The sequence below is a fragment of the Tolypothrix bouteillei VB521301 genome, assembly GCF_000760695.4.
GTDB classification, from domain to species: domain Bacteria; phylum Cyanobacteriota; class Cyanobacteriia; order Cyanobacteriales; family Nostocaceae; genus Scytonema; species Scytonema bouteillei_A.
On the sequence record NZ_JHEG04000001.1, the window covers coordinates 3,198,042 to 3,224,648 of the forward strand.

Here is a 26,607-nt window from a genome sequence, read left to right on the forward strand (position 1 = left end):
TAGCGACTGAACGGAGTTCAGTCGGGGTCTTAAACCCTTGTTCCCTTTGGTAACTCGCAGAGAGCGGAGCCAGTATTCCCTTCTGCCTCCAGCAAAGCTGCCCTCTGCCTTTCTTGATAAATGGGACGTTTATCAAATATTTCTGGTAAAGAAGCGGTAAAAATTTTTGAGAAGTTTGGTTACGTCTTAGATCATCAAACTGGGAGCCACATGATTCTTTCGCACATATTAAAACCAACTTTATCAGTTCCTAATCATCGGGAATTAGCGCCAGGTTTACTTAGAAGTTTGATTCGACAAGCAGGAATGACAGTAGATGAATTTTTAGAAAATCAATAAAAAACGCTACAAATATTTTATAGAAGGATAAAACTATCACTTCTATAAAAGAATAATTTACTTTAACCACTATGCATATTATAAACTTAATGAGAAGTTAGAAAAAGTTGCTCAAAAAATTGTGTAACGAATAGTGACATTTTATGTTAAGGAATTACTTTAGTAAAAATGATGGCAAAAGCTCGGAAAAAATGCAGAAATTAGGTAGGACTGAAGCAAATCGACTTACAGCTTCTGAAACAATTCTTCCCTTAGAAAATATACCCACAGAACATTCACTAGAAATATTTATGGAAAGTTTTGGTGCTTGAGAAGACGCTCGCACACTAGAGGAAATAACCAAAGATATGTACGATAGTCGCAATACCTCTAGCAAAGATTATAATTTGTGATGTGCTTAATTATATTAATACAAATTAGTTATCATTCTAGTTTAAAATGACTTTACGAGAGAAAAATCAACGCGTGCAAATCAGTTTAGATATCTCATTTGAACTTTATGAAACATTGAACCAATTAGCTCATAAGATTAATGGAGATAATGCTGAAGTTCTTCTAAAAGCTATTACCTTGATGGAGGTAGCAGTGGAAGCAAAGCAGAGGGGTAAATCTTTATGGATTGCAGACGAAAATAACAATATGGAAAGTAAAATTGTTGGCATTTAGCATTATGGAAAATTTCATAGATTTATCAGATATAATTGCTAACAAAAGCGAGCGGTCGCTAGTTGTGTTATCTGTAAATTTACCATCTCAAGAAGATGCAGTGCTTGAGCGAAAACTGCGAGAACTTAAAGCAAAACAGGAACTTAGGAAAGATTGGATTTTATTTATTGTGAGAGATGTTGTAATTTTTCCCACTACCATACTTTTTATCTTAGTTATCAGTGGCTATTCGCTATTCACTTTGATAAAAAAATAAAATTTTCTGGAAGCTCCTTATATACATCTCGTTAGAGGGTTCTCAATCATTAACATACTTTTCAATAGCTTTTGCCCATATCAAGTAACCTTGACCGTTTAAATGCAGTCCATCAGAAGTATATTTAATATCTAATTGATTCTTAGAATCTGCTAGATAAGAAAACAAATCTATATATTGATAGGAAAAATCTTTTGATAACTCTTGTAACTTTGAATTTAATTTTAAAATATTACTATTATCTTTATAGTAACGAGTTATTTGATTGTTTACAGGTAAAACACTTTGAATAAAAACTTTTGTTTTTGGTGTTTGTTTCTGGAGTTTTGTTAGAATAGCTTTATAATTTATTAGGACTTCTTCTAGAGATTTATTGTAATTAATAATATCGTTAATACCTATCATCAAAAAAATTTTCTTTGGTTGAGCTTCAACTATAGCGTCTAAACGATTGAGTACGAACTCGGTTGTATCAGAACTAATACCACGGTTTTGAACATCGCAATTTTTGAGTAACTCTACCCATTCACCTTCATCAGTTATGCTATCTCCTAGAAAAACAATTCCCAAGTTGGATTTAGGCAAAATTTCAAATTGGCTTTTTTTATGTAAGTGATACGTGCTGTAAACAGCAGTTGAGCTAGTTTTAGCTGAAACTTTTGTCCACAAATAGGGAAAACCACCTTTTTTGAGAACAAATATAATACCAATTACTATAAATAAAGTATTAAATAGTAAGGAAAGAAACAAAATTGAATTTCTACTGTTCATGATTTGATGAATTGCATTCTTCTATCAGTCTTGATTTTTTCATAAAAAGAAAAAGATCGACCTTTTGAAGCTCCTATTTTAATAAAAGGGATAACTGGTTACTACTTACCCAATCACCGCTCCCCGTTAAAAATAGGTTGACTTTCACTACTGAGGTTAACATATTTTATGTTAAAATATTTACAGAGTCATAAAGGCTTGCAAGCGTTGCCAAACATCTTCTAATAAATCAGGGCTCTCGGCATCGAACCATTCAATTTCAGGATATGCTCTAAACCAAGTCCGTTGACGTTTGGCAAATTGCCGTGTGTGCAAAACGGTGAGTTCTTTAGCTTTCTCTAAAGAAATTTCCCCCGCTAAATATTGCTTAATTTCTTGATATCCTAAAGTATTGAGTAAAGGTAAATCGGTACCGTACTTTTGACAAAGAAACTCTACCTCAGCTACCAAACCATCTGCAATCATTTTTTCAGTACGCCGTGCAATGCGATTTGTCAGATGTGCGGGATAGCAATCCAACCCAATTTGCAGAATGGGATAATCTGGAGGGTTTTCACCTTGCTGCTTGGAAATTGGACGACCAGTTACATAAAATACCTCTAACGCTCTTAAAGTCCGCACTGGATCGTTAGGATGAATTTTTTCTGTAGCAATTGGGTCAATTTGTTGCAACATGGCATACAATTGCCTTTGACCTAACGATTCGAGTTGCGATCGCAGTTCTTGGTGGGGTGCTACTCTAGGAATCTTCATTCCCCGCGTTATGGATTTAATGTATAGCCCTGTACCTCCAACTAATAGGAGGGGGGGATGGGGGGAGGGGGTAGACAAGGTAGAATTGTCCGCCTTGTCCTCTCGCTCTCCGTTGTCCCCTTGTCCCACAATTGGGGGAAAAGAGATCAGTGCTTGTGCTTGTGCTTGATAATCAGCAACTGTCAAAGTGTCTGTGGGGTTGCAGATATCGATTAAGTAATGAGGTAGCAACTTTTGTTCATCTGTTGTAGGCTTAGCTGTACCGATATCAAACTCCCTGTATACCTGACGGGAATCGGCACTGAGAATGATACTACCGAGTCGCAACGCCAAAGCCAATGCTAAACCTGACTTACCTGTTGCTGTTGCGCCACAAATCACAATTAATTTGGTCATCAGAAAAATTATGAATAATGGATTATAAATTATGAAACCAGAAGAAATGCCTAACTTTCATAATTCATCATTCATAATTCATAATTCCCAAAGGGTATATCCCCATATTAAATTTCTCTTCAGGTCGGCCCACAGTCGTCACTAAGGCTTTTGTGCTAGAATTCTGGAGTGTTTTTAACTTTTTCGCCTTTGGGCGACTTTTTCCCCCCCACTAATCAGGAGAATTTTCATGACGAGCAGTTACAGCGCCGCTCAGATTCAAGTTCTGGAAGGTCTGGAACCCGTCCGCAAACGACCGGGAATGTACATAGGGACTACCGGACCGCGAGGACTCCACCATCTAGTTTATGAAGTTGTGGACAACTCTATAGATGAAGCGTTGGCGGGTTACTGTACCCATGTGGAGGTGGATCTTAATGCCGATGGTTCAGTTACAGTTGTAGATAACGGAAGGGGTATTCCCACTGATATCCACCCGCAAACAGGAAAATCAGCCTTAGAAACAGTATTAACTGTACTACACGCTGGGGGTAAGTTTGGCAGTGGCGGTTACAAAGTTTCGGGAGGATTGCACGGGGTGGGTGTTTCCGTGGTCAACGCTTTGTCTGAATGGGTAGAAGTGACAGTTTGGCGAGATAAGAAGGTTCACAACCAACGCTACGAACGAGGTGTTCCCGTTACAGACCTGGTAGCAAAATCATATAAAGAAAGCCGAACTGGAACCGCTGTTAGTTTTAAACCGGATAGCCAAATTTTTACGACTACCACTGAGTTTGACTACACCACTTTAGCAAGCCGCTTGCGCGAACTCGCATATTTGAATGCAGGTGTCAAAATTACATTTACTGATAACCGTTTAGAACTCCTAAAAAGCGACCAACCTAAAGTAGAAACTTACGAATACAAGGGCGGGATTCGAGAGTACATCGCTTACATGAACAGCGACAAGCAGCCACTGCACGAGGAAATTGTTTACGTGCAGGGCGAACGCAATAACGTTCAAGTCGAAGTGGCTTTGCAGTGGTGTACAGATGCTTATACAGACAATGTTCTCGGTTTTGCCAATAATATTCGGACGGTGGACGGAGGGACTCACCTTGAAGGATTAAAGACAGTCCTGACTCGGACTCTCAATGCGATCGCCCGCAAGCGCAACAAAATAAAAGAAAACGAACCGAATTTGAGTGGGGAACATGTCCGAGAAGGTTTGACAGGTGTAATTTCTGTCAAAGTTCCAGACCCAGAATTTGAAGGACAAACTAAAACAAAATTAGGCAACACCGAAGTCAGGGGAATTGTCGATTCTTTGGTAGGAGAAGCTCTCAACGAGTACCTGGAATTTCGTCCCAGTATCGCTGATTCCATTTTAGATAAAGCCATCCAGGCTTTTAAAGCCGCAGAAGCCGCCCGCCACGCACGGGAACTCGTGCGGCGCAAATCGGTGCTCGAGTCTTCCCCTTTACCGGGAAAATTGGCAGATTGCAGTACCAGAGACCCTAAAGAGTCGGAAATCTTTATTGTGGAAGGAGATTCAGCCGGCGGGTGCTTTGATGGAGATACACTCGTAGCTCTGGCTGATGGGCGATCCCTCAGTTTCAAAGAAATTGTGGCTGAGCAAGCGATGGGGAAAGAGCATTTTTGCTATACCATCCGTAATGACGGTACTGTGGGTGTAGAGCGGATCGTTAACCCCCGAATGACCAAGGCAAATGCCAAGGTTATTAAGGTGACTTTGGATAATGGAGAAACCATTGTTTGCACGCCGGATCACCGTTTTATGTTACGCGACGGTAGCTATAAGCCAGCTGCATTGCTCACTCCACATGATTCCCTAATGCCTTTGTATCGTCAGTTATCAGATACGCGTCAACCAGGAATTACCATTAATGGTTATGAAATGGTTTGGAACCCTCGTTCTGATTCTTGGCTGTTTACTCACGTGTTGGCAGATTGGTATAATCGCTCGTTGGGAATTTATCGGTTGACAGATGGAGACCACTGCCATCACATTGATTTCAACAAGCGCAATAACAATCCTACTAACTTGCAACGTTTACCAGCCGCTCAACATCTAGCACTACATCGCGCTCATGTTGGACAGACATTGCACAGACAAGATGCGATCGCAAAAAGCCGGAAAACTCGTCAAAGCAAGGAATTCCGTGCCAAGATGAGCCAAAGAATGCAGCAAGGTCAAACGCGGCAAATGCTTTCACAGCAGGCGAGAGTACAGTGGCAAGACCAAGCCTACAAAGCTTACATGGTTAGTAAGTGGCGCGAGCACTACAATACCAACGACACGTACCGCCAACAAAATACCGAACGTCTTAACAAAGCGCAGCAGGACTATTGGAGCGACGAAGCAAACTGTATATCTCAGGCTGAAGGGGTTCGCAATTATTATGCCAATCATCCCCAAGCGCGTACCGTTAATTCTCAGCTGGCAAAGCAACAATGGCAGGATGAGAATCTGTTGAACTGGCGTCGGGAAAAGACTCAAGAACAATGGACACCAGAGTTTCGAGCGAAGCGCAAAGCAGCATTAGAACAAACATACTATTGCAAAACCCTTGCTGCTCTTAAGCAAATCGAAGTTGAGCAAGGCAAGTTAGATTTGGATGTATATCAAAGCTATCGCTTGCAAACAAAAGACAAATCTTTGCTGCGGTTTGATAGCTTTTGCAATCGCTACTTTCATGGAAATCAAGCTCTTGCCACTGAAGCAGTTACCAACTACAACCACCGTGTTGTTTCCATCGAAAGCTTAGAAGAAAGGGTGGACGTTTACGATATAGAAGTTCCCCATACGCATAACTTTGCTTTAGCCAGTGGTGTATTCGTCCATAACAGTGCCAAGCAAGGACGCGATCGCCGATTCCAAGCGATTCTTCCCCTACGCGGGAAAATCCTCAACATTGAGAAAACCGATGACGCCAAAATTTACAAAAACACGGAAATTCAATCCCTGATTACAGCGCTTGGTTTGGGAGTCAAGGGTGAAGAATTTGATGCGTCCCAACTCCGGTACCACCGAGTAGTGGTGATGACGGACGCTGACGTAGATGGCGCTCATATCCGTACTCTGTTGTTAACTTTCTTCTATCGGTATCAGAGGGCGCTGATCGAGCAGGGCTACGTCTACATTGCTTGTCCTCCACTTTATAAGGTGGAAAGGGGCAAAAATCATAGGTATCTTTACAGCGATCGCGAATTACAGGAGCACATAGCAAGCTTTCCCGAAAACGCTAACTACACCATCCAACGCTTCAAAGGTTTGGGTGAGATGATGCCCCAACAACTTTGGGATACGACTATGGACCCAGCGCAACGCACCCTCAAACAAGTGGAAATTGAAGACGCCGCTGAAGCCGATCGCATTTTCACAATTTTGATGGGCGATCGTGTAGCTCCCCGTCGCGAATTTATTGAAACTTACGGTTCTAAACTTAACCTCATGGACTTAGATATCTAAAACACGTGAGTTCAACAGACCTTACCCTCTCAAACCCCTCTCCTTGAAGGAGATAGCAACGTTCTCATTGAGGTTTGGGGTAAGGTCTGTTTTGAGTGGAGACTGTGGGATTTATACTTTAAGAAAAAATTTTGACAGTAAAGATTTTTAAAGATTTAGCTTATATTATTTAATATTTTTTAATAAAACATATAAAAAATATTTATAATTTTCTCCCATCAGACAGATTTATTTATTTTTTTGTAAAGGTATTAAAGATCACAGTATCTCAAGAAAATATATGTAAATTGTAATCATAAGCTTATCATCCCTTTATAGTTGGCAATCTGCACCTTCAACCAACAGCCCTATTGTCTGGCACACATGGAGAATAAAATACGTAGCATTACTCGTAGACTACCATGTTTCTGAGGTTGCACTACTATCTTGATGAGAGGGGAAATCATCCAAGCATAGAAAGTTACCTGTACTGACTTTCTAATCTAAGGGTCACTACGATTAGCATTAAGGTTAGCGTGTTAAATATATTTCTCCAAGCCGTGTTTTAAACTTGAGTATATTTTGCATTTAACCTATGCACTAATGTATTAAATCGGTTAATATCGATATTCTCAACTGTCAAATCCTTTTTAAATTGATTAGAATATCGTTGTATACAATAGGAACAGTTTGTCAAGTTTCAAAGGATGGAAATTTCAGCAGTACGCTAACCTGGGAGAAAGACCATTTGAGTTAAGTCTAGATCCCTTAAGTGTCAAGCTGATTCTGCCCAAGCCCTTAACTCCCTAGTTAAGACAGCAAGCGGAACACGGTTGAGTCAACTTCACAAAGCACTACGACTGTCATTTACCTATGAAATGCCTGTTAGAAGAAAATGTAAAACCTCCCTAAGTAACGTTAAGACGACAAACTTTTGCGCGAGTGAGCTTCTTTAAAGATTCTGCGATAACTTATGAAGGAAATGTAAAAATGGATGTAAGTGTCTTTCTAGTATGAGAAAGTGTGCGAGGGCACTATTTCTAAGTAATTGCTGTTTTGCTTAATACTTTGAACTAGAGATGAGCACCTGTACCTGTAAACTTTTACCTAAGAAAGTTTTGAAGAAAATTCAAAAATATGGGTACCGTTTTTAATTTCTTTTTGCTAGAACAGCCTTGAACCCATTTTAATAACTTCATGGTTACACTACAAAAAGAGTGCATTTTCTGTGAAACAGGCTACAATCGGTACAGTCTTTACAAAAGAATCCCCCAACAGTCATATTCATTTGTATGAACTAGTAAATTTTTTTAGCAAGACAGGTCTTTTTTAGACAAACCGACCGATTGTTGTGTTGCAAAACAACACATGCAATAGGGAATTGAAAAATATGTTGACCTTCAGGCAAACTGCCCCCTCTGGGCATACAGCTTGCTTGAAAGGCGCATAAAATTCTGAGAAATAGAGTGGCAAAATTGCCAAAAACCCTCTTTTATGTTGGCTAATTAGCTTACTGCAAAGAGCGGTAAACGTAATCTTGAGTAATTGATTCTGCAAGGAGCATGAGGAACGCGGCATGAACCAGGCTAATAACGTACTCGAACAAATAGCATATCAGCCTGACGAACTAGAAATCGAGATGAATCAGCCTGAACTCGAGTTGGAAGAACTCTTGATAGATGATGAAGAGGACTTGCTGATTGGCGATGACGGCGAACTTGATGAATTTTTAGAACCTCAGTCTGATGAGGACGACGCAAAGTCTGGGAAAGCCGCTAAATCGCGTCGTCGGTCTCAAACTAAGAAGAAGCATTATACCGAAGATTCTATTCGCCTTTATTTGCAAGAAATAGGAAGAATTCGCCTATTACGTGCAGACGAAGAAATTGAACTGGCGCGGAAAATTGCGGATTTGCTCGAATTGGAACGGATACGCGAAAAACTTTCACAACAGTTGGCTCGCGAACCTTACGATAGTGAATGGGCAGAAGCAGTACAATTACCACTGCCACAATTCCGCTACCGACTGCACGTTGGTCGTAGAGCGAAAGACAAAATGGTGCAATCCAACCTGCGTCTTGTCGTTTCAATTGCTAAGAAATACATGAATCGGGGTTTGTCTTTCCAGGATTTGATTCAGGAAGGCAGTCTCGGTTTGATTCGCGCTGCAGAAAAGTTTGACCACGAAAAAGGTTATAAGTTCTCTACTTACGCAACGTGGTGGATTCGTCAGGCAATCACAAGAGCGATCGCAGATCAATCCCGGACGATCCGTCTGCCAGTTCACCTCTATGAAACCATCTCTCGTATTAAGAAAACAACCAAGCTGCTTTCTCAAGAAATGGGACGCAAACCCACAGAGGAAGAAATTGCTACGAGAATGGAAATGACTATCGAAAAACTGCGGTTTATCGCTAAGTCTGCTCAGTTACCAATTTCACTAGAGACACCAATCGGTAAAGAAGAAGATTCTCGATTGGGCGATTTTATCGAGTCCGATGGCGAAACTCCAGAAGATCAAGTCTCCAAGAATCTGCTGAGAGAGGATTTGGAAAAAGTTCTTGATAGTCTCAGCCCTCGCGAACGAGATGTTCTTAGATTGCGCTACGGTTTAGATGATGGTCGCATGAAGACTCTAGAAGAAATCGGACAAATCTTTAATGTCACTCGCGAACGGATTCGCCAAATTGAGGCGAAGGCACTTCGCAAGTTACGTCACCCAAATCGCAACAGCGTTCTTAAAGAGTACATCCGCTAGAAGTCTTTTGCAAGATACTCTTGTCTCGTTCCCAGATTTTATCTGGGAATGTTGATTTCGAGGCTGTCTTTGTCTTAAAAAAGGCAGAGGGCAGAGAGTAAGAATACTTATTTCACGCTCGGGGTGAAAATTTTTTCATTGGAACTGCCTTGAAAATAGAAAGTAGGGTTAGTAATACCTGCCATTTCGATGTTGCTTGGCATTGCTAACCCCACTAGAACTGAGGAAAGGCGGTGAAATTTTTTCGTTAGAACTGCTTCAACTTCTCTTTTGAAGCAGAGCGTGAACAACAAAATAAGAAACCCGATTTCAAACAGAAATCGGGTTTCTTTTGCTTGGTCGGAAAATTAATCTAAGTTCATTTATTATAGAATGCCCCAGAAATGGAGGAAACCTTGACCGGAGAACAATTCAATTAAAGCGGCTGCAGCAAAACCAATCATTGCCAAACGACCGTTCCAAACTTCTGCTTGAGGAGTGAAACCCCAGCGCCACGCGTTGCGATCGTCGATGACTGGAGTAGTAGCTCTTGTTGTATCTTGCATAGTCAGTACCTTAACTTCCTTAACAGAATGTTACCTTATGTAAACAAGTATAATAAAATTTCTTAAGAAAAGTCAGTTCTTTTTACATTTTTTGTATTTATTTGGCTTATGAATCAATGAGTTAATAGTTAATGGTTGGTGGTTAGTCGGTACTAACTCCTTTAGGTAGGTTCCCTATCTCAGGAGCGGAGACACTACGCAAAAGCTACGCTCGCAAGGAATATACGCCAGTCCTCAGGGCTAGACGCACCACGAACCACTAACAATGACATAACAACAGCTAATGCAGTGGGACTACTGTAATAACTTTTTCATCTCGGTTAAGTTGGAGTACTTTGTCGCCCGTGCTATCTCTACCTAGAGTCGCTACCGTTTCTACGGCTAGGCGAACCACTCGTTGGTGATTGGTGATTAACGCGACCTCAGAAGACGCGATCGCTCTTACCATTGCTGCGAGTGTATCAGCTTTTTCGGCAAATTTAAAAACTTGAGTCCCGATATCTCCACGGTTAGCAGGTCGCAACCCGTTGATAGACAAACGTTTAGCATATCCTGTCTGAGTGACAAGTAATAAGTTTTCCTCGGTCTCACAAGTTACGCACCCCACCATGGTTTCCCGTTGACGCAAGCGCAAACTTTGCAAACCCATAGCGGTACGACCCATAATTGGGAGTTGTTCGTCATTCACCACAAACCTTAAAACTCGCCCTCCCGAACTTGCTACAAACAAGTGTTTCCCTGTCGTAGCAAACTGAGTGAACAACAATTCATCATCATCCTTTAGCTTCAAAACTGTAATTCCGCGACGAGAGAGGTTAGTCAATTCTGTCAGGGACAAACGCTTGATGCGTCCTTGCTTGGTCAGAAGAACGAGATCGGTATCTGGATTTTCAGGTACTACAAAGCGGTTAATAACAGTTTCTTGTGTACCTTGAGCGGTACTGGAGAGTAAGGTAATAAGCGGTGTTCCCCGTGCAGAACGTCCGTTGGTGGGAGGAATATCACCAACTTTAACCGGGTAAACTTTCCCACCACTCGAAAGTGCAAGCACTTCTTTTTCCGTGTCAGTAGAAACAGTTTGGATAATAAAGTCATTATCCGACGTACCATTTTCCGCTTTTGGCTTTTTAGCTGAAGGCTGAAGACGACGTACATATCCCCGGTGGCTAAACTCTAAAACCACATCTTCTGCTGGGACTGACAATTTTGGATTTGCTGCAAGACTCCCGTCTGAGAATGTGGCTGTTGATTTCTCCTGTGCTCCCTGACTCTTTTGCTCTGAAGCTTTTCTACCTCCCCGGTTTTCCTCTGTTGGTACTAAGATTCTTGTACGACGAGCATCACCGTACTTGCGTTTAAGAGTACGCAGGTCTTTTTTCAGTGACTTCAATAGCTCTTTGCGATCGCTCAGCAATTTCCCCAATAACTGAATTTGCTCGCTTAGTTGTTCGTACTCCTTTTGTAAATTTTGCTGTTCCATACCCGTTAAGCGTCGCATAGGCATCGACAAAAGCGCATCTGCTTGTACTTCACTTAAACTCAGTTGGGTTTGCAAGCTCATTTTTGCGGTAGTTCCATCAGCAGCACTTCTCAAAATCGCGATCGCTTCATCTAAATGAGAGAGCGCTGTGAGCAAACCTTCCACCAAATGTTGCCGACTTTCTGCCTTAACCAACTCATAGCTGTAGCGACGGTTGAGCGTTTGTTCGCGAAAGTTCAAAAACTCTTGCAACATCTGACGCAAACTCAACTGGCGGGGTTGTCCCTCAACCAACGCTAGGAGAATTGCTCCGAAGTTGCTTTGCAGCGCAGTTTGGTGATACAAGTTCTGCAGAATTTCGTGAGGGTTGGTATCGCGTTTGAGTTCAATGACCACACGTATTCCCTCGCGATCGCTTTCATCTCGAATGTCAGCAATTCCTTGCAAGCGACCCTGGTTGACCAGTTCTGCAACCTTTTCAATCCAACCTGCTTTATTCACTTGATAGGGCAATTCCGTCACAACAATTGCCGTGCGCCGCTTAGTTCCTTTACTACCGGGAACTTCCTCAATCCGGGCTACTCCTCGCAGAACGATACTCCCTTTCCCCGTAGTGTATGCCTCGCGGATTCCGGTATTTCCCACAATTTCGCCCCCTGTGGGAAAATCCGGTCCTGGTATCAGAGCGAACAATTTTTCGTCAGATAGATTGGGATCGTCAATTAACGCAATCAATCCATCAACAACCTCACTCAAGTTGTGGGGTGGAACGTTTGTTGCCATACCTACAGCAATGCCAGAACTACCGTTCAGTATCAGGAAGGGTAACTGTGCTGGCAATACCGTTGGTTCTTGTTGAGAGTTATCAAAATTTCCTATAAAGTCTACTGTCTCATCTCCAATTTCCGCCAACATACCTTCGTGGCTGATTGGCGCTAGACGCGTTTCTGTATAACGCATCGCAGCTGGAGGGTCATTATCCACACTACCGAAATTGCCATGTCCTGCTAGTAAGGGGTAGCGACTGGAAAAGTCTTGTATCAGTCTTACTAGGGCATCGTAAACAGCCTGATCTCCGTGGGGATGGTATTTACCCAATACATCTCCCACTACACGAGCGCACTTACGATAGGGTCGGTCAGGGACAAGACCTAATTCGTGCATAGCATATAAAATACGCCGGTGAACTGGTTTTAAACCATCTCGCACGTCTGGCAACGCCCGCCCAACTATGACACTCATGGCATATTCTAGATATGACCTTTGCATCTCAGTATGCAAGGCTGTGGTAATGACCTGTCCCTCCGAGAGGAGGTTTAACTGTTTCGCCATGAGTTTTGTTTCCCTAAAATTTCAACTACACAAAATTTGCCATTAATAAAGACCGCAGCAACCACAGCATAGCGGATGAACTGCTCTTCATTACAAAATCTTGATAGTCATACAATAGAAAGCAGTAGTATTATCCTTGTTGACGACAATTTATTATTCATTATTTCCACAGCAGGCAACACTCGTAGTTTTTACTGGTGGTAATCCCCCTGACAACTCTTGTGTGCCTTTAGTTAAGATGAGCTATCTGAATGTCAAATTCTCATGAAAACTGTTTTGATTGTTGAAGACGATTTGATTAATGCTCGCGTTTTTTCTAAGATTTTGACCAAGCGTGGCGGCTTGGACGTAAAACACACTGAAAACGTGGACGAAGTAATGAAATTTGCCCAAGGAGGGGAAGTTGACATTATTTTGATGGATGTTTCTCTGTCACGAAGTGTTTATCAAGGTAAATCTGTAGATGGGATCAAAATCACACAAATGCTGAAATCCGATCCACAAACAGCTTCTTTACCTATTATTCTCGTGACAGCACACGCTATGGAGGGCGATCGCGAGAATTTTCTCAAAGCTAGTGGTGCAGATGGTTATATCTCCAAACCCGTTGTGGATCACCAACAGTTTGTTGACCAAATCATAGCACTGCTGCCTAAGAACGATAACTAAGCCGACTTTCTGGAGAGGAATCAATTATGGAATCCACTCTGGTTGTCAGTCGCACCCTGAGAACTTTAATGGTAATGTTCTTGGCTTAAGAACACAAGTCTGAAATAGGGATTGGGCATTGGGCATTAGATCTTGGGTCTTGGAGATTGTTAAAAGTCATTCCCTAATTCGCCATTCACCAGTTCTCAATCCCCAGCCCCCATTTCATGACAACTATAAAATGTTCTCCTTTACTTAATATATATGTACTACTATAGGGCACATAGAGCAAGTATTTTTGGGGAGTCGGGGAGCTAATCGCTTCAACGGGAACCGAACCCCTTGAAGCGACAGGCGTACTGGGAATAACAATTTACTATAAAACACGCCACTCCCCATTCACCATATCCCCACTGCCTTCACTGTGGAGGCTGCTGCTGTGGGAGCTTAGCAGGAGATGACGAACCAGGTACTTCTTGTTGGAGAGCAGATTGAATGCTGGGTAATTCCAAAAATTTCTTTGTATCAGATAGTAAGCGATCGCCCCAAAGGTTTTGTTTGAGAAAATCTACATCAGCATAGCGATCGTCAATGCGGAGTGCAGCTTGCCCCATTATCAATCCTTGTTTTTGGTCACCTTTAGTATATAATGCTACAGCAAGAGCTAACAAAGGTTCAGCCGCCTGCTTATCGATAGCAACCGCATTCTGCCATTGTGCGATCGCACCTTGAATATTCCCTTGCTCGTACAAAATTAATCCGATGTTATTAATGGCTGGCCAGAATTTTTTGTCAAAGGAAACTGCTTTTTGAAACTGGCTGACTGCATCCGGAAATTTACGCAGCATAAAGTAAGCATTACCCAAATCAAAGAAACCTTCTGGATCGTTGGGTTTTAGCGCCAATCCCTTTTGATAGTAGTTGACAGCTTCTTGGTACTTTTGCTGTTGAAAATGAGCCGAACCCAGAGCAAATTGAACGTCCCCGTTTTTGGGGTTGAGGGTTTCTGCTTTTTTCAAGGCAGAAATTGCTGTATTTACATCCTTCGTTTGTAAATACAAACCACCCAAGAGGAACCAGACTTTATCATTGTTTGGAGCAAGTTGCGAAGCCAACCGTGCTCTTGGTAAAGCAAGTTCAAATTGTTGGAACTGAGCGAGTTGAGCTGCTTCCTTTGCCAAACCCAAACCTTGCTGCTCCAATTTGGCTGCGTCTAGTTGCAGTGTATGAGGTACTAATGCCTGTGCAGTTCCTGGTTGCGGTATGCTGCACAAACCAAAGATAATGAGAAGAGAAATTAAACTAATTCGTTTAGGCACACTACCGCCCCTTAGCCAAAAATTAAAGAATCTGTCAGCTAGCTTAAACGATTTCCCCTATGGACGGCAGCAAAATTTTACCCACGTTTAGATTTTGTGGTAGAAAGAGTGTTTTCGCACGATTGATTTTATGTAATTTATTATACTTAGAATATATACGATACTGAAATTGATACTCACATCCTATCCCTTCTCGCTCCCGTAGCTCCGCCTGTCAAAAATTTGATTTTTGCGATCGCTCGATCTAACTTCGCAAGTTAGAAATTGACTTGTGAACTACCTACATTGCAAGCGGCTGATACATCCCCTATCTTTAAACTGTGGTGGTGTACACAAGTCTTCTAAAGTGTATTCTTGCGGTTTCGATCCCTCCTAACCCCCCTTAAAAAGGGGGGAAAAAACTCTTAAAGTCCCCCTTAAACAGGGGAGGAAAACTCTTAAAGTTTCCCTTAAAAAGGGGGAAAAAAACTCTTAAAGTCCCCCTTTTTAAGGGGGATTTAGGGGGATCTACGACGATTTTGGCTTTGTTCCAGAGATGTGTACACCACCGTAGCCTTAAAAAAGGGGGGAACTTAATTCCAATTCTCCTTTTTCACAATGTTTCATCTCTTTTCTCGAGATCTTTGTATACCGTAGATCTTTAACAGGGCTGGAAACTGTAACTAAATATCTGGATATATATTGACATTGTTTTCGGACTGGGTTGAATAATTCTCCACTACTATAATTAGCTCTTTCACGACTGTTAACATTTTAGAGTGCAATCAATTTTGCGATCGGTAGAACGAGGTGAAAAAAACAAATTGTGTAAAGATAAGTAAATACATAAGTCAGTTGGCGCAAATAATCATCACTCGTTTGTAGTTGCGCTGTCTTCACTGTTTGCATAGCGTGGCATCAGCCTTACAGCAACTAAGAAGCCAATTTTAGAGATTTTACCAGAGCGTTATATAGTTGTGTTTTTTCTCGCCGACTGACTTATATTTCAAAAATCAAATAGAAGCCCTATAGAATTAAGTATAGGAATTAACAAATTCTCAAATACCAAACGGTGCAAGTAGTACCTTAGTCCTCGATCGAATTAGGACTTGGGACTCAAGTTTTTTATAAAAAATAGTTATAACATTGTGGTGTTAATTGCATATTTTTATCGGTACATGGAAGAACAATTTAAACACCAGTAAAAAAGCAGAAAACATTGAAATAAATGCTTAAGCTTCAAAAAACAGCATCAATATTGACTGTATAATGACCAGACTATAGTTATTTTAAATCTGGCAGCAGTGTCTTTTGGTAGCCCTTCTTTTTACACAAAACTAAAAATGACACTTGATACATCAAAACCAGTAAAATCTTCACACTTATTCCGAAAAAAACCATTTAAGAAACACAGCATCACGAGTTGGGTACCTTGGCTACTCATCCCTTTTCTTTTAGGTGGAATGAGCTATATTGTTTACCGCCAGTTAGTGATTGTTCCCCGTCAAGAAGCGCTTGAGAGGGTTTTAACGGCTCTTGTACAGAGACAAAGCTTACCAGTAACAGTCTCTGCAAATGGAACGATTAAACCAGAAAGATCGATTAATATCAGTCCAAAAAATGCAGGTGTACTGAAAACACTACTAGTGAAGGAGGGAGATGCTGTTAAAAAAGGGCAAGCGATCGCTTACATGGATGACTCAAACCTCCAAGGACAACTCATGCAAGCACGCGGACAATTAGCACAAGCGGAAGCGAATTTGCAAAAATTGATTGCAGGTAGCCGTCCTGAAGAAATTGCTCAAGCAAAGGCTCAACTGGATGAAGCGTTAGCCAATTTACAAAAAGTTGTTGTCGGTCACCGCCCTCAAGAAATTGCTCAAGCGGAAGCACGCTTAAAAAACGCTAGAGCGAGTTTAAGAAAAGCAGAGGACGATTTTCGGCGCAATCAAACTCTGTATAAAGCTGGTGCTATTTCCCTTCAGACTTTAAATCAAAAACGTGCAGATCGAGATAGCGCTCAGGCTCAAGTTATGGAGGTACAGCAAGCACTGGTATTGCAAAAAGAAGGGTCCCGTCAAGAAGATATCGAACAAGCACGGGCTGTCGCCAGACAAAAAAAGCACGCCCTGACACTGTTAGAAGCAGGGACACGCAAAGAAGACATTGATGCAGCACGGGCTCAAGTGATATCTGCTCGTGGTGCGTTAGAAAATGTTCAAACACAAATCAATGACACTATCATTCGCGTCCCTTTTGATGGCGTTGTCGCTAAAAAGTTTGCCGATCCTGGATCTGTTGTAACTCCTACAACCTCTGCAAGTTCCGTCTCTTCGGCACTATCTTCTTCCATCCTGTCTCTGGCTTCTACAAATCAGGTAGTTACAAATGTTGCAGAAACAAACATTGCTAAGATAAGTCTCGGTCAGAAAGTCACGATTACAGCAGATGCTTATCCAGGAAAAACTTTTGAAGGTCTGGTCAGCCAAATTGCTGTCCAAGCAACTGTAGAGCAGAATGTCACCAGTTTTGAAGTTAAAGTTACAATTATCTCTGACTCGGAAAATTTATTGAAATCTGGGATGAATGTGGAAGCACAGTTTCAAGTCGAGCGCTTGAAAGATGCTCTAGTCGTTCCTACTGCAGCAGTGGTGCGCCGGGAAAATTTAACGGGTGTATTAGTCGCAGGTAGGGATCGCAGACCTATATTCGTACCTGTTGAAATTGGCGTTACGGTAGAAAACTTGACTGAAATTCGAGCGGGTTTGAAAGGAAATGAGAAGGTATTGCTCAGTCTTCCAATGAATTATGAAATTGAACCCGCTCAGCAGTTACCATAACGTAGCAATTTTAGAAATCTTTTCAATCGCAGCAGAGGCATTATGGAGCAATAAATTACGCACGGGATTGACTATGCTTGGTGTCATTATTGGGATATCTTCAGTTATTTCTATTACTTCTGTTGGTCAGGGTGTACAAAAGGGAGTTGAAAGGGAAATACAAGCCTTGGGTACGAATGTTTTGCAAGTCTTTGCTGGTGCTGCTAGAAACGGAAATATCAGTCAAGGACAGGGATCGGCGAGCACGTTAACTTGGGAGGATTCTAAAGCGATCGCAAAGCAAGCACCTTCTGCAGAGGCTGTTTCTGCTTACTTACAATGGACAGCACAAGTAGTTTATGGAGGGCAAAATACTTCAACAACAATTTACGGTACGGATTTACATTATCCAGAATTAAGAAATACTTATCCCCAGCAAGGAAGATTTTTTAATCAAGAGGAATTGGAAACTGCAAAACAAGTTGTTGTTTTGGGTCCAACAGTTCAAAAAACTCTTTTTAAAGAAGGTGTCCGGGTGATAGGAGAAAGAATCCGAATTCAAGGAGATGCTTATAAGGTGATTGGGGTGATGGAAGCTAAGGGTGCTCTCGGACCAATGGATCGAGATGACCAAGTTTATATTCCTTTAAGCAGCATGTCAGCAAGATTGGTTGGGCGAAATGCTTTATCGAGTGTTTCTGTTGATGGGATTTTGATTAAAGCAAGCGATCGCGAAACGTTAGATGCAGCCGAGTTTCAGGTTACCAATCTTTTACGTTTGCGTCACAATATTCACCCACCCCAACCTGATGATTTTAAAATTACCAGTCAAGCAGATATTATCAATACTTTTAGCAGTATCGTGGGTTTGTGTACGGTTATGGTAGTTGCGATCGCGAGTATTTCGTTAATAGTTGGAGGGATTGGAATTGCTAATATTATGCTAGTTTCTGTTGTGGAAAGAACGCGAGAAATCGGGATTCGTAAAGCTGTAGGAGCGACTTATTCAGTCATTCTCAACCAATTTTTAATAGAAGCGATCGTGATTTCTACAGTAGGAGGTTGTATTGGTACTGGAACCGGGATTTGTATTGCTGCATTAGCAGCCGTTGTGTTTAAATTTCCGTTTATCGTTGCACCTTGGTCAATTATAGTTGGTTTTGGGCTTTCGTTTGTGGTGGGGCTATTGGCTGGGGTTATACCCGCACGCAATGCAGCAAAATTAGACCCAATTGCTGCTTTAAGAAGTGATTGAAGCAAAGATTTGGAATTGGTATGTGGTAACTCTACCAATCCTATTTGAGAGACGAAGAAGGGGGATAAGGGGGATAAGGGAGACAAGGGAGACAAGGTAGAGATCTTCTTAAGCCTGAAACGGACGGCTATAGAGTTACAAATTGCAATAAATGCTGAAAAAGTGGAGGGAAGAAACAGAAAATTTCAAAAACTAAACTGGATTTTTATAGAGAGTCTTACTTTCTATTTGAAACAAAAATCTAAAATCTAAAACTTGTATATGGCGCATTACTCATTCCTCATGTATTCTCTCGGGATTGCTGTAGGAGGGCTTGCTTGTGTTGCTGCTTTTCAAAAAGCGGGTGCAACAACTCCTGAGATAACTAAAATCGCACAAAGTTTGCAAAGCCCTAATGCTTTAAAGGTTCCTGATTATCTCAATCCCAATCCAAATCCTTTACAGTTTCCCACGAAACCAGAAGAAGTCAGGATTCAAGGAATACAACCTATTACTTTGGCACAGGCTTTAGAGTTAGCATTTAGAAATAATCGTGACTTACAAGTAGCGGTGTTAGAACTAAAACGCAGTCAGGCTTCATTGCGGCAATCTCAAGCTGCTTTGCTACCAACCGTTAGCTTAAACAGTAGCCTGACTCGCAGTCAATCTGCTAGCAATCAACTCTCTGCGGAACTTTCTGGCGATTCCAGTGCAGATCGAGCCAGTACTTCTTTTAGTAGTGAAGCACAGCTCAGTTACAATCTCTATACTTCGGGAAGGAGGAAGGCGAGTATCCGAGAGGCTGAAGAGCAGGTTAGGGTAGATGAATTTGATGTGGAGCGTATCACTGAGGAGCTTCGTCTCAATGTTTCAACTGAGTACTACGATCTGCAACAAGCAGATGAACAAGTACGAATTTATCAGTCATCTGTAGAGAACGCCCAAGCTAGTTTGCGAGATGCACAAGCTTTAGAACGGGCTGGAGTAAGTACAAGGTTTGATGTGTTGCGATCGCAAGTTAACTTAGCAAATAACCAACAAAATTTGACCAATGCTCTTTCACAGCAAAGGATTGCGCGTCGTCGTTTGGCACAAAGGTTAAATTTGGCACAGTCAGTTGATATTAGTGCAGCCGATTCTGTAAAACTAGCCGGTCTTTGGAACCGGACGTTAGAAGAGACTATCGTACAGGCTTTTCAAAACCGTCCGGAACTGCGACAGTATTTAGCACAACGTAATGTCTACGAGCAACAGCGACGTCAAGCAATTTCGCAATTAGGTCCTCAAGTCAGTTTAGCTGCTAGTTACGAATTGCAAGACCAATTTAACGACGGTGCAAGTGTGACTGATGGCTATTCTGTGGCACTCCAAGCAAGTTTAAATTTATTTGATGGTGGAGCTGCAAAAGCCCAGGCTGCTCAAGCAAAATTGAATATAGCCATTTCTGAAACTCAATTTGCCAGCCAACGCAATCAAATCCGTTTTGATGTGGAACAATATTATTCTCAACTGCAATCTAATTTGGAAAATGTTCAAACTGCTACTACATCTGTAGACCAGGCGAAGGAGGCTTTGCGATTGGCTCGTTTGCGATTTCAAGCGGGTGTGGGAACTCAAACAGAAGTTATAGATGCGGAAAATGACCTCACCACTGCTGAAGGTAATCGCGTTACAGCGATTTTGGATTACAACAAAGCTTTAGCTAATTTACAACGTGCTGTGACAACAAGAAACAGCTAGGGTATATTATTAAACTACTCGTTTTAAAGCCTGCGTAGGCAGGCTTTGTTTGTATAGCCCCAGAATTCTATTCTGAGGGCAATTGGCACTCTTTGGGATGCTCCCGTTGTAAACCATCAAGCTGTACCGGCTCCCTGACTGGCTTTAATAACTTTTGCAGGGACTCCAACTGCTATAGAAAAGGGAGGGATATCTTTAGTAACAACTGCTCCAGCACCAATGACACTTCCTTTCCCAATAGTCACTCCGTCTAAAATCCTGACTCCAGAACCTATCCAAACATTGTCCTGAATTTCAATTCCTTCACGGCTCAATCCATACTCTCTGTGATTGTTGGCGTAAATGCTTGTATGAGATGCAATTAGGCATTCCTTCCCAATTTTGATGTGACCGGGTCCAGCCATGCAGACATAAGGTCCTAAATAGGAGCCATCACCGATTTCAATGACGCAATCAGAAACAGTAGCTTTAACATCAACACCGCGATCGATACAAACTTTGTTCCCAAGACGTAATAAGCTGTTTGGTGCTCTCATGTCAAAGCGTGCATCTCTCATGATTTTCACATCATCGCCAATCTCAACTGAAGAGGCTCCAAGGAACTCAACTCCCATCTGAATATAAATTTTCCGACCCACACGAGCAAGGATGGAACGGTAAGCCAGTCGGCGCAGCAGAATACCAAGTGGACGAGGAATCCATCCGATTAGATTGGTGAGTGTCAACTCTAATACTCGTGATAAAGCTGTAGGTGAGGTAGATGGTAGCTGGTTAATGTTGAGTTCTTGAACTGTCATAATTGTTTACTTTTGATAGGGTAGATCGACAAAATCTCAATTAGGGTCAGTTTCTTAATGGAGCACTTAACCCAGATTTCTTAAGCCTGTTTGAAAAAAGAGAGAGCGAAAATTGCTAAAAAATATAGTGCGATCGCCTAAGGTGCTTGGAATAAACGCAGTAACGAAGGTAGCTGTTTGCGTTTAAACGATGATTTGGTGCAATAAATAGACAGACAAGCAGCAACAAGAAAAAAACTCTGGCTGCTCTGTGTATGGTGTATGTGCTATTCCAGTTTTGCCATTTAATTACAAAGGAAGAAAAATTTGAACAGATACTTAGATATCTTTACAAACTCACTTTGCATTGTCTAAAATCCTTATAGAGACGAGCTATGGCGCGTCTTAACATTGTTTTTTGGATCTGTCTATTCAAACTCTCGTAAAATTTCCAAGCCGATATTAAGTCCATCCCATCAAGGAGGAGTGTCTCCAACTTCAGCCATCACGTTGAAATCAATCATTGGAGCGAATAAGTAAATACTTCCACGACTGCTATAGCGGCTTTTTCGCAGCCTGTTTTCACCTTTTGCTGATGTTGTAATCATCACGTACCACGATAATTTACATATTTACTAAAGCGCCTTTTTATCGACACAGGGATTTTACATTTAGTATATTAAAATATTTGACAAGTTCTCTGTAAAGAAACGGTAAAGATTTTATGAAGTGTGGGAAGCATTTAGTAGTTTACCACAGTGATTTTGAGAGGTGATAAAAAACCGCAAAGACGAGCCAGTGCGTTGCGGAGAGCAGCGCCGTGCGGGGGTTCCCCCCGTTGAGGCGACTGCTCTGGGTTCCCCCCGTTGAAGCACCTGGCGTCGCAAAGAGCGCAAAGGAATAGGATCGGACGATGAGTATGAACATCATTTTACTCATCAGAATTTAGCTCAATCCAAAACAAGCCTCACAGCTGATACCTTCGTAGGAGTGTGATAGCAAATCCGATTTTCTAACCCCTTTTAGCCCAACGATTGGAAATCGTGGCTATACAAACAAAGTCCGCCTACGCGGACTAGATTATGAAGGGGGTGCAAGATGCAGATTTAGTATGAGATGAATTTTGAGGCAATCGGGCTGCGTTTCCCGACTCGACTGGAATTCTCCCAATCTACCAATACGTTTCAATTCCGCAAGCGGAAGTCATTAATATGAAACGCAGCGCCGACGATCGCGCAAGAAGTCTGAAAACTTTGCTATGAGGTTTTCAGCTTGAGAAATTTAATACTTTTCAACTTACTACAAATAAAAGAAATATTAACTTTGATTTCTACTGCTTTCAACTGCTGATAATTTTTCCCATATCTTCTGATACTCTTTTTTGATCTCATCAGCCAGCTTTTGCGGGCTGATAATTTGAACACTTTCCCCATATTTCAAAAGACGCTGACGAAACCAAAACCAATAATCTATCGTGGCTTCGATGTCGCGAAATTTTCCTTCTGGGTCACTGCAAACAATGACTTCATCCTTGCGTCGGGGTTTATAATTGGCTAATTGTCCGCTCGTGCGATAACGCACTTTCAAGACGCCACAGTCAATCGTTCCCCGTCTTTCAAACAGATGGAATCCTGAATACTGCACGCACGCAAGCAGGTTTAGGTCATACAGATGAAAGCAAAAAACAAATTAGCCGTTTAGTGATGTTTAAGCGCAAACAAACCACACCTGAAAGACTGGCTGGACGAGAATTACTCCGTGGTTTAAGTTTGACGAGTGCGGATGAAGCAAATAAGGATAAACACTGTGAATACAATGGTGAAAAATCCTGCAAAAAATGCCCGGATTGTATTATTTATGGATTTGCGATCGGTGATAGTGGTTCCGAACGTTCTAAAGTCTATTCCGATTCGGCTTTTTCCCTAAGTGCTTACGAACAGTCCCATCGCAGTTTTACATTCAATGCGCCTTTTGAAGGTGGAACGATGAGTGAAGGTGGGGAAATGAGAAGCAGTATCAATGAATTGGATCGCGTGATTCCAGAGGTGACATTCCCTACCGTAGAAACGCTGCGCGACTCTACCTACGAAGGCTTTATTTACGTGTTGGGTAACTTGTTGCGGACTAAAAGATACGGTGCTCAAGAATCGCGCACGGGAACAATGCGAAATTACATTGCTGGAATTGTCTTTAGCGACGGTGAAATCTTTAGCAATTTACATTTCACTCAAGCACTGTACGATGCTTTAAAAGGAGATATCGATACTCCTATTAGTGAGGTTTTACAGCAGGTAGAAATAGTGGCAAAGAATTTACTGAATGACGAACCTGTACGCAATACTAAGTTGATTTTTGGTTCGCAATTAGATGATTTAGTCGGTGAAATTAATTCCTTATACCAAGATGAGGCTCGCTTGGTAGAAACTATGACTGCATTGCATGAGCAAACTAAAGCTTACGCAGAGTCTTTTGGAGCATTGAAAAAGAAGGGTAAGTAAGTAATTCAACTCTCTATCTTTTCTCTGCGCTCTCTGCGCCTCTGTGGTTAAATAAATAATTTTTGAACCACAGAGGCGCAGAGTAGACAGAGGTAAGAGAGTAGACAAAGCTTTTCCAATCCAAAATCCAAAATATAAAATCTAAAATGGCGCTATACCACTGCACGTTGACGCTACACGATAACGTTTTCTTCGCTACAAGAGAAATGGGAATTCTCTATGAAACTGAAAAATATTTGCATAATTGGGGGCTAAGTTTTGCACTTTTTTCAATTCATTACATTCCCCAACCCTATCGCCTTCAAGGAGAACTGGCACAAAAACCGACATACTTAGTGGAGCGATCGCTTACTTATCAATGGCATTATCGATGCAGTGGAGGAAAAAGACAACCAGTTAGTCCCTTTGGAATTTAAGAAAGGACGCATGGCAAACCACTTGAACGACCATTTTCAACTCTGTGGTGCGGCTATGTGTCTGGAAGAACGGATAGGAAGTTCTATTCCTTACGGAGAAATTTTTTACTACGCCAACCGCCGTCGCGAGCGTATCAATTTTACACCCGCATTGCGGCTGGCGACAGAACAAGCAATTCAAGCAGCGCGATCGGCAATTGGAGGGGTAATGCCACCACCAATTGACAATCCGAAAAAGTGTCGGGATTGTAGCTTGCAGAAAATTTGTTTACCAAAAGAAATCAAAAAACTACGTATTGAGGTATAAATTATGTCTGTTCTCTACGTCACTCAACCGGATGCAGTTTTAAGCAAAGCTGCAGAAGCTTTTAAAGTTGCTCTCAAACAAGAAGATGGCAACTGGGAGAAAAAATCGGTTCCCGCCCAAACTGTCGAACAAGTGGTGTTGATGGGAAATCCCCAGATTACAGGTGATGCACTAGTGTATGCTTTAGAACTGGGAATGCCCGTACATTACCTTTCCGGTTTTGGTAAATACTTGGGTTCCGCGCTTCCTGCATACTCTCGTAACGGTCAGTTGCGACTGGCGCAGTATGCTGCTTATTGTGATGCAGCCCATCGTTTGGAAATTGTCAAAACAATTGTGACTGGCAAAATCCACAATCAACACGCTGTTTTATACCGCCACGACCAAAAAGACAATCCCCTGAAAGCTCGCAAACAGCTTGTTAAAGAACAAACAACCCTCAATGAGTTGCGCGGTGTTGAAGGATTGGCTGCGCGAGAATATTTTGCCGCTTGGTCAAAGATGCTTGAGGAAGAATGGTCATTTCACGGTAGAAATCGTCGCCCTCCCACGGATGCAATCAATGCATTATTGGGTTTTGCCTACGGGCTTTTGCAAGTTCAGGTAACGGCTGCAGTACATATGGCTGGTTTAGACCCCTACGTTGGTTACCTGCATGAAGCCACAAGAGGACAGCCAGCTATGGTTCTCGATTTGATGGAAGAATTTCGCCCGTTGATTGCTGATAATTTGATTCTTTCGGTCATCAGCCATAAAGAAATTAAGCCCGATGATTTTACCGATAATCTTAGTGCATATCGGCTGTGCGAAAGCGGACGCAAACAGTTTTTGCAAGCGTGGGAACGAAAAATGAACGATGAGTTTAAGCATCCCACCTTTGGATATCATTGCAGCTACCGACGAGCGATCGAATTGCAAGCACGATTGTTCAGTCGGCATTTACAAGAAGGAATTCCTTACAAAGCTCTGACACTGCGATGAGTACTCTGTTTTGCCTCGTAATTTACGACTTGCCAGACAATAAAGCAGCAAATAAACGGCGAACAAAGCTCCACAAAATGCTTTCTGGCTATGGGACATGGACGCAGTACAGCGTATTTGAATGTTTTTTGACCGCCACGCAGTTTGCTAAACTGACAGTGCAAGTTGAGAACTTGATTAAACCTGTCGAAGATTCAGTACGGATCTATGTTTTAGATGCGGGCTCGGTACGCAAGACCATTACCTACGGTTCCGAGCAACCTCGACAGCAAGATACAATAATATTATGATGTTAGGGTCATCTTGCAAGTTTTTTGGCAGGGCAAAGCACGGGCAAAAACCCCCCACCTCCCGCCAAATCGTCAGAACCTTGACAAATCAATACTTTCAGGGCTTGCGGTACGCGCAAGAGCCTTTTAATCAAAGCCTGAAATGGACTTTTAAAACAGTCCCGCCAAAAATGGTCTTGGAAATGGCTCTACATTTAGCTTCTGTTGGGCTGCCCTTTCAAATAAATGAAACCCGCTTGCGGGATTGAAACCTCTGAGATAGGGAATTTAATGTATGAATTTTCCCCACTTTCAAATAAATGAAACCCGCTTGCGGGATTGAAACGACCACTTGCGAATGCTGGGTGCGGAACAAGCCCCGCTTTCAAATAAATGAAACCCGCTTGCGGGATTGAAACCGGGTCTCATGCGATCGCGAGTCAATTATCAAGTAACTTTCAAATAAATGAAACCCGCTTGCGGGATTGAAACATCTTCAATACATTTATGAATATCAGCATATTTTCAGCTTTCAAATAAATGAAACCCGCTTGCGGGATTGAAACGAGGCACGGAACATATAAAGCCCCATCTCCCAACTTTCAAATAAATGAAACCCGCTTGCGGGATTGAAACACTTCCCATTCTAGAGTTTCTATCATATAACGATGAACTTTCAAATAAATGAAACCCGCTTGCGGGATTGAAACAACCCATATTGTTGAGTTCGTCCAAGTCTTCCTTGCTTTCAAATAAATGAAACCCGCTTGCGGGATTGAAACACTACTATTATCCTCAGGATATGGAACCCTGTCCGGCTTTCAAATAAATGAAACCCGCTTGCGGGATTGAAACGGAACACCAAAAAACGATG

At 41.9% G+C, this 26,607-nt stretch carries 22 protein-coding genes, 1 pseudogene and 1 CRISPR repeat array (1 of these 24 cut by a window edge); of the genes and pseudogenes, 15 read left to right on the top strand and 8 right to left on the bottom strand.

Annotation, left to right across the window (positions count from 1 at the left end):
* The first annotated feature begins 120 nt into the window (after positions 1–120).
* The 4 genes from HC643_RS12750 to HC643_RS12765 all read left to right on the top strand — a co-directional run bounded on the left by HC643_RS12750 (position 121) and on the right by HC643_RS12765 (position 1,261).
* Positions 121–339: a type II toxin-antitoxin system HicA family toxin gene (locus HC643_RS12750; protein WP_038078746.1), complete on the top strand. Its 219-nt coding sequence runs from the start codon at positions 121–123 to the stop codon at positions 337–339.
* A gap of 143 nt (positions 340–482) precedes the next feature.
* Positions 483–650 (top strand): hypothetical protein, encoded by a 168-nt coding sequence (locus HC643_RS12755; RefSeq protein ID WP_153021458.1) that lies wholly within the window; start codon positions 483–485, stop codon positions 648–650.
* A 127-nt stretch (positions 651–777) separates the two neighbouring features.
* Entirely contained in the window at positions 778–1,005 is a 228-nt protein-coding gene (locus HC643_RS12760; protein WP_038078744.1) for a hypothetical protein, read from the top strand.
* Between the two features lie 4 nt (positions 1,006–1,009).
* Positions 1,010–1,261: a hypothetical protein gene (locus HC643_RS12765; protein WP_050045731.1), complete on the top strand. Its 252-nt coding sequence runs from the start codon at positions 1,010–1,012 to the stop codon at positions 1,259–1,261.
* 42 nt (positions 1,262–1,303) lie between these two features.
* On the opposite strand, the gene HC643_RS12770 is transcribed toward HC643_RS12765, so the two are convergent.
* On the bottom strand, positions 1,304–2,032 hold the full coding sequence (locus HC643_RS12770; RefSeq protein WP_038078742.1) for a GDSL-type esterase/lipase family protein: 729 nt from the start codon (positions 2,030–2,032) through the stop codon (positions 1,304–1,306).
* Between the two features lie 180 nt (positions 2,033–2,212).
* Entirely contained in the window at positions 2,213–3,181 is a 969-nt protein-coding gene (gene miaA, locus HC643_RS12775) for a tRNA (adenosine(37)-N6)-dimethylallyltransferase MiaA (protein WP_050045732.1), read from the bottom strand.
* A gap of 229 nt (positions 3,182–3,410) precedes the next feature.
* Here miaA and gyrB point away from each other — a divergent pair, with 229 nt between their 5' ends.
* Positions 3,411–6,653 (top strand): DNA topoisomerase (ATP-hydrolyzing) subunit B, encoded by a 3,243-nt coding sequence (gyrB, locus tag HC643_RS12780; protein ID WP_038078740.1) that lies wholly within the window; start codon positions 3,411–3,413, stop codon positions 6,651–6,653.
* Between the two features lie 1,555 nt (positions 6,654–8,208).
* Complete coding sequence (rpoD, locus tag HC643_RS12785; protein ID WP_038078738.1) at positions 8,209–9,390, top strand: RNA polymerase sigma factor RpoD; 1,182 nt, start codon at positions 8,209–8,211, stop codon at positions 9,388–9,390.
* A 365-nt stretch (positions 9,391–9,755) separates the two neighbouring features.
* Here the strand turns inward: rpoD and HC643_RS12790 are convergent, their stop codons facing one another.
* Both HC643_RS12790 and HC643_RS12795 read right to left on the bottom strand, forming a co-directional pair.
* Positions 9,756–9,935: a chlorophyll a/b-binding protein gene (locus HC643_RS12790; protein ID WP_038078735.1), complete on the bottom strand. Its 180-nt coding sequence runs from the start codon at positions 9,933–9,935 to the stop codon at positions 9,756–9,758.
* Positions 9,936–10,215: 280 nt separating this feature from the next.
* On the bottom strand, positions 10,216–12,747 hold the full coding sequence (locus HC643_RS12795) for a DNA gyrase/topoisomerase IV subunit A (RefSeq protein ID WP_038078733.1): 2,532 nt from the start codon (positions 12,745–12,747) through the stop codon (positions 10,216–10,218).
* A 264-nt stretch (positions 12,748–13,011) separates the two neighbouring features.
* Here HC643_RS12795 and HC643_RS12800 point away from each other — a divergent pair, with 264 nt between their 5' ends.
* Positions 13,012–13,416, top strand: a complete 405-nt coding sequence (locus HC643_RS12800; protein ID WP_038078730.1) for a response regulator — start codon at positions 13,012–13,014, stop codon at positions 13,414–13,416.
* 398 nt (positions 13,417–13,814) lie between these two features.
* Here the strand turns inward: HC643_RS12800 and HC643_RS12805 are convergent, their stop codons facing one another.
* Positions 13,815–14,714 (bottom strand): tetratricopeptide repeat protein, encoded by a 900-nt coding sequence (locus HC643_RS12805; protein ID WP_038078729.1) that lies wholly within the window; start codon positions 14,712–14,714, stop codon positions 13,815–13,817.
* Between the two features lie 1,322 nt (positions 14,715–16,036).
* On the opposite strand from HC643_RS12805, the gene HC643_RS12810 reads away from it, so the two are divergent.
* The 3 genes and pseudogenes from HC643_RS12810 to HC643_RS12820 all read left to right on the top strand — a co-directional run.
* Positions 16,037–17,533, top strand: a complete 1,497-nt coding sequence (locus HC643_RS12810; RefSeq protein ID WP_038078727.1) for an efflux RND transporter periplasmic adaptor subunit — start codon at positions 16,037–16,039, stop codon at positions 17,531–17,533.
* The gene (locus HC643_RS12815) at positions 17,502–18,767 is read left to right on the top strand and encodes an ABC transporter permease (RefSeq protein ID WP_038078725.1); all 1,266 of its coding nucleotides are present in this window, start codon (positions 17,502–17,504) and stop codon (positions 18,765–18,767) included. The genes HC643_RS12810 and HC643_RS12815 overlap by 32 nt, the downstream gene beginning before the upstream one ends.
* 402 nt (positions 18,768–19,169) lie before the next feature.
* Positions 19,170–20,486, top strand: a pseudogene (locus HC643_RS12820) (TolC family protein); the annotation flags it as partial.
* Positions 20,487–20,602: 116 nt separating this feature from the next.
* On the opposite strand, the gene HC643_RS12825 reads toward HC643_RS12820, so the two are convergent.
* The 3 genes from HC643_RS12825 to HC643_RS12830 all read right to left on the bottom strand — a co-directional run bounded on the left by HC643_RS12825 (position 20,603) and on the right by HC643_RS12830 (position 22,906).
* Complete coding sequence (locus HC643_RS12825) at positions 20,603–21,283, bottom strand: acyltransferase (protein ID WP_050045735.1); 681 nt, start codon at positions 21,281–21,283, stop codon at positions 20,603–20,605.
* A gap of 455 nt (positions 21,284–21,738) precedes the next feature.
* Positions 21,739–21,870 (bottom strand): hypothetical protein, encoded by a 132-nt coding sequence (locus HC643_RS42090; protein ID WP_272899738.1) that lies wholly within the window; start codon positions 21,868–21,870, stop codon positions 21,739–21,741.
* A gap of 709 nt (positions 21,871–22,579) precedes the next feature.
* Positions 22,580–22,906 carry a WCX domain-containing protein gene (locus HC643_RS12830; RefSeq protein ID WP_038109677.1) on the bottom strand — a complete coding sequence of 109 codons (327 nt, stop codon included), beginning with the start codon at positions 22,904–22,906 and terminating at the stop codon, positions 22,580–22,582.
* On the opposite strand from HC643_RS12830, the gene cas7d reads away from it, so the two are divergent.
* The 5 genes from cas7d to cas2 all read left to right on the top strand — a co-directional run bounded on the left by cas7d (position 22,894) and on the right by cas2 (position 25,754).
* On the top strand, positions 22,894–23,760 hold the full coding sequence (gene cas7d / locus HC643_RS12835) for a type I-D CRISPR-associated protein Cas7/Csc2 (RefSeq protein ID WP_237266073.1): 867 nt from the start codon (positions 22,894–22,896) through the stop codon (positions 23,758–23,760). The genes HC643_RS12830 and cas7d overlap by 13 nt on opposite strands.
* A 146-nt stretch (positions 23,761–23,906) precedes the next feature.
* A complete protein-coding gene (gene cas5d / locus HC643_RS12840) occupies positions 23,907–24,176 on the top strand; it encodes a type I-D CRISPR-associated protein Cas5/Csc1 (protein ID WP_237265874.1) in 270 nt (89 codons plus the stop codon).
* Positions 24,136–24,483 carry a CRISPR-associated protein Cas4 gene (gene cas4 / locus HC643_RS12845; protein WP_237265875.1) on the top strand — a complete coding sequence of 116 codons (348 nt, stop codon included), beginning with the start codon at positions 24,136–24,138 and terminating at the stop codon, positions 24,481–24,483. Before cas5d ends, cas4 begins: the two co-directional genes overlap by 41 nt.
* Positions 24,484–24,486: 3 nt before the next feature.
* Positions 24,487–25,464 carry a type I-D CRISPR-associated endonuclease Cas1d gene (cas1d, locus tag HC643_RS12850; protein ID WP_038109674.1) on the top strand — a complete coding sequence of 326 codons (978 nt, stop codon included), beginning with the start codon at positions 24,487–24,489 and terminating at the stop codon, positions 25,462–25,464.
* Positions 25,461–25,754 carry a CRISPR-associated endonuclease Cas2 gene (gene cas2 / locus HC643_RS12855; RefSeq protein ID WP_038109673.1) on the top strand — a complete coding sequence of 98 codons (294 nt, stop codon included), beginning with the start codon at positions 25,461–25,463 and terminating at the stop codon, positions 25,752–25,754. Before cas1d ends, cas2 begins: the two co-directional genes overlap by 4 nt.
* Before the next feature lie 214 nt (positions 25,755–25,968).
* Positions 25,969–26,607: direct repeats of the CRISPR family, unit length 37 nt; unit sequence CTTTCAAATAAATGAAACCCGCTTGCGGGATTGAAAC (it continues 123 nt past the right edge of the window).

Excerpts from the sequence above, each read along its gene's own strand:
- HC643_RS12750 (WP_038078746.1), top strand. The coding sequence starts at position 121 with ATGGGACGTTTATCAAATATTTCTGGTAAAGAAGCGGTAAAAATTTTT.
- HC643_RS12755 (WP_153021458.1), top strand. The coding sequence starts at position 483 with ATGTTAAGGAATTACTTTAGTAAAAATGATGGCAAAAGCTCGGAAAAA.
- HC643_RS12760 (WP_038078744.1), top strand. The coding sequence starts at position 778 with ATGACTTTACGAGAGAAAAATCAACGCGTGCAAATCAGTTTAGATATC.
- HC643_RS12765 (WP_050045731.1), top strand. The coding sequence starts at position 1,010 with ATGGAAAATTTCATAGATTTATCAGATATAATTGCTAACAAAAGCGAG.
- HC643_RS12770 (WP_038078742.1), bottom strand. The coding sequence starts at position 2,032 with ATGAACAGTAGAAATTCAATTTTGTTTCTTTCCTTACTATTTAATACT.
- miaA (WP_050045732.1), bottom strand. The coding sequence starts at position 3,181 with ATGACCAAATTAATTGTGATTTGTGGCGCAACAGCAACAGGTAAGTCA.
- gyrB (WP_038078740.1), top strand. The coding sequence starts at position 3,411 with ATGACGAGCAGTTACAGCGCCGCTCAGATTCAAGTTCTGGAAGGTCTG.
- rpoD (WP_038078738.1), top strand. The coding sequence starts at position 8,209 with ATGAACCAGGCTAATAACGTACTCGAACAAATAGCATATCAGCCTGAC.
- HC643_RS12790 (WP_038078735.1), bottom strand. The coding sequence starts at position 9,935 with ATGCAAGATACAACAAGAGCTACTACTCCAGTCATCGACGATCGCAAC.
- HC643_RS12795 (WP_038078733.1), bottom strand. The coding sequence starts at position 12,747 with ATGGCGAAACAGTTAAACCTCCTCTCGGAGGGACAGGTCATTACCACA.
- HC643_RS12800 (WP_038078730.1), top strand. The coding sequence starts at position 13,012 with ATGAAAACTGTTTTGATTGTTGAAGACGATTTGATTAATGCTCGCGTT.
- HC643_RS12810 (WP_038078727.1), top strand. The coding sequence starts at position 16,037 with ATGACACTTGATACATCAAAACCAGTAAAATCTTCACACTTATTCCGA.
- HC643_RS12815 (WP_038078725.1), top strand. The coding sequence starts at position 17,502 with ATGAAATTGAACCCGCTCAGCAGTTACCATAACGTAGCAATTTTAGAA.
- HC643_RS12825 (WP_050045735.1), bottom strand. The coding sequence starts at position 21,283 with ATGACAGTTCAAGAACTCAACATTAACCAGCTACCATCTACCTCACCT.
- HC643_RS42090 (WP_272899738.1), bottom strand. The coding sequence starts at position 21,870 with ATGATTACAACATCAGCAAAAGGTGAAAACAGGCTGCGAAAAAGCCGC.
- cas5d (WP_237265874.1), top strand. The coding sequence starts at position 23,907 with ATGGCGCTATACCACTGCACGTTGACGCTACACGATAACGTTTTCTTC.
- cas1d (WP_038109674.1), top strand. The coding sequence starts at position 24,487 with ATGTCTGTTCTCTACGTCACTCAACCGGATGCAGTTTTAAGCAAAGCT.
- cas2 (WP_038109673.1), top strand. The coding sequence starts at position 25,461 with ATGAGTACTCTGTTTTGCCTCGTAATTTACGACTTGCCAGACAATAAA.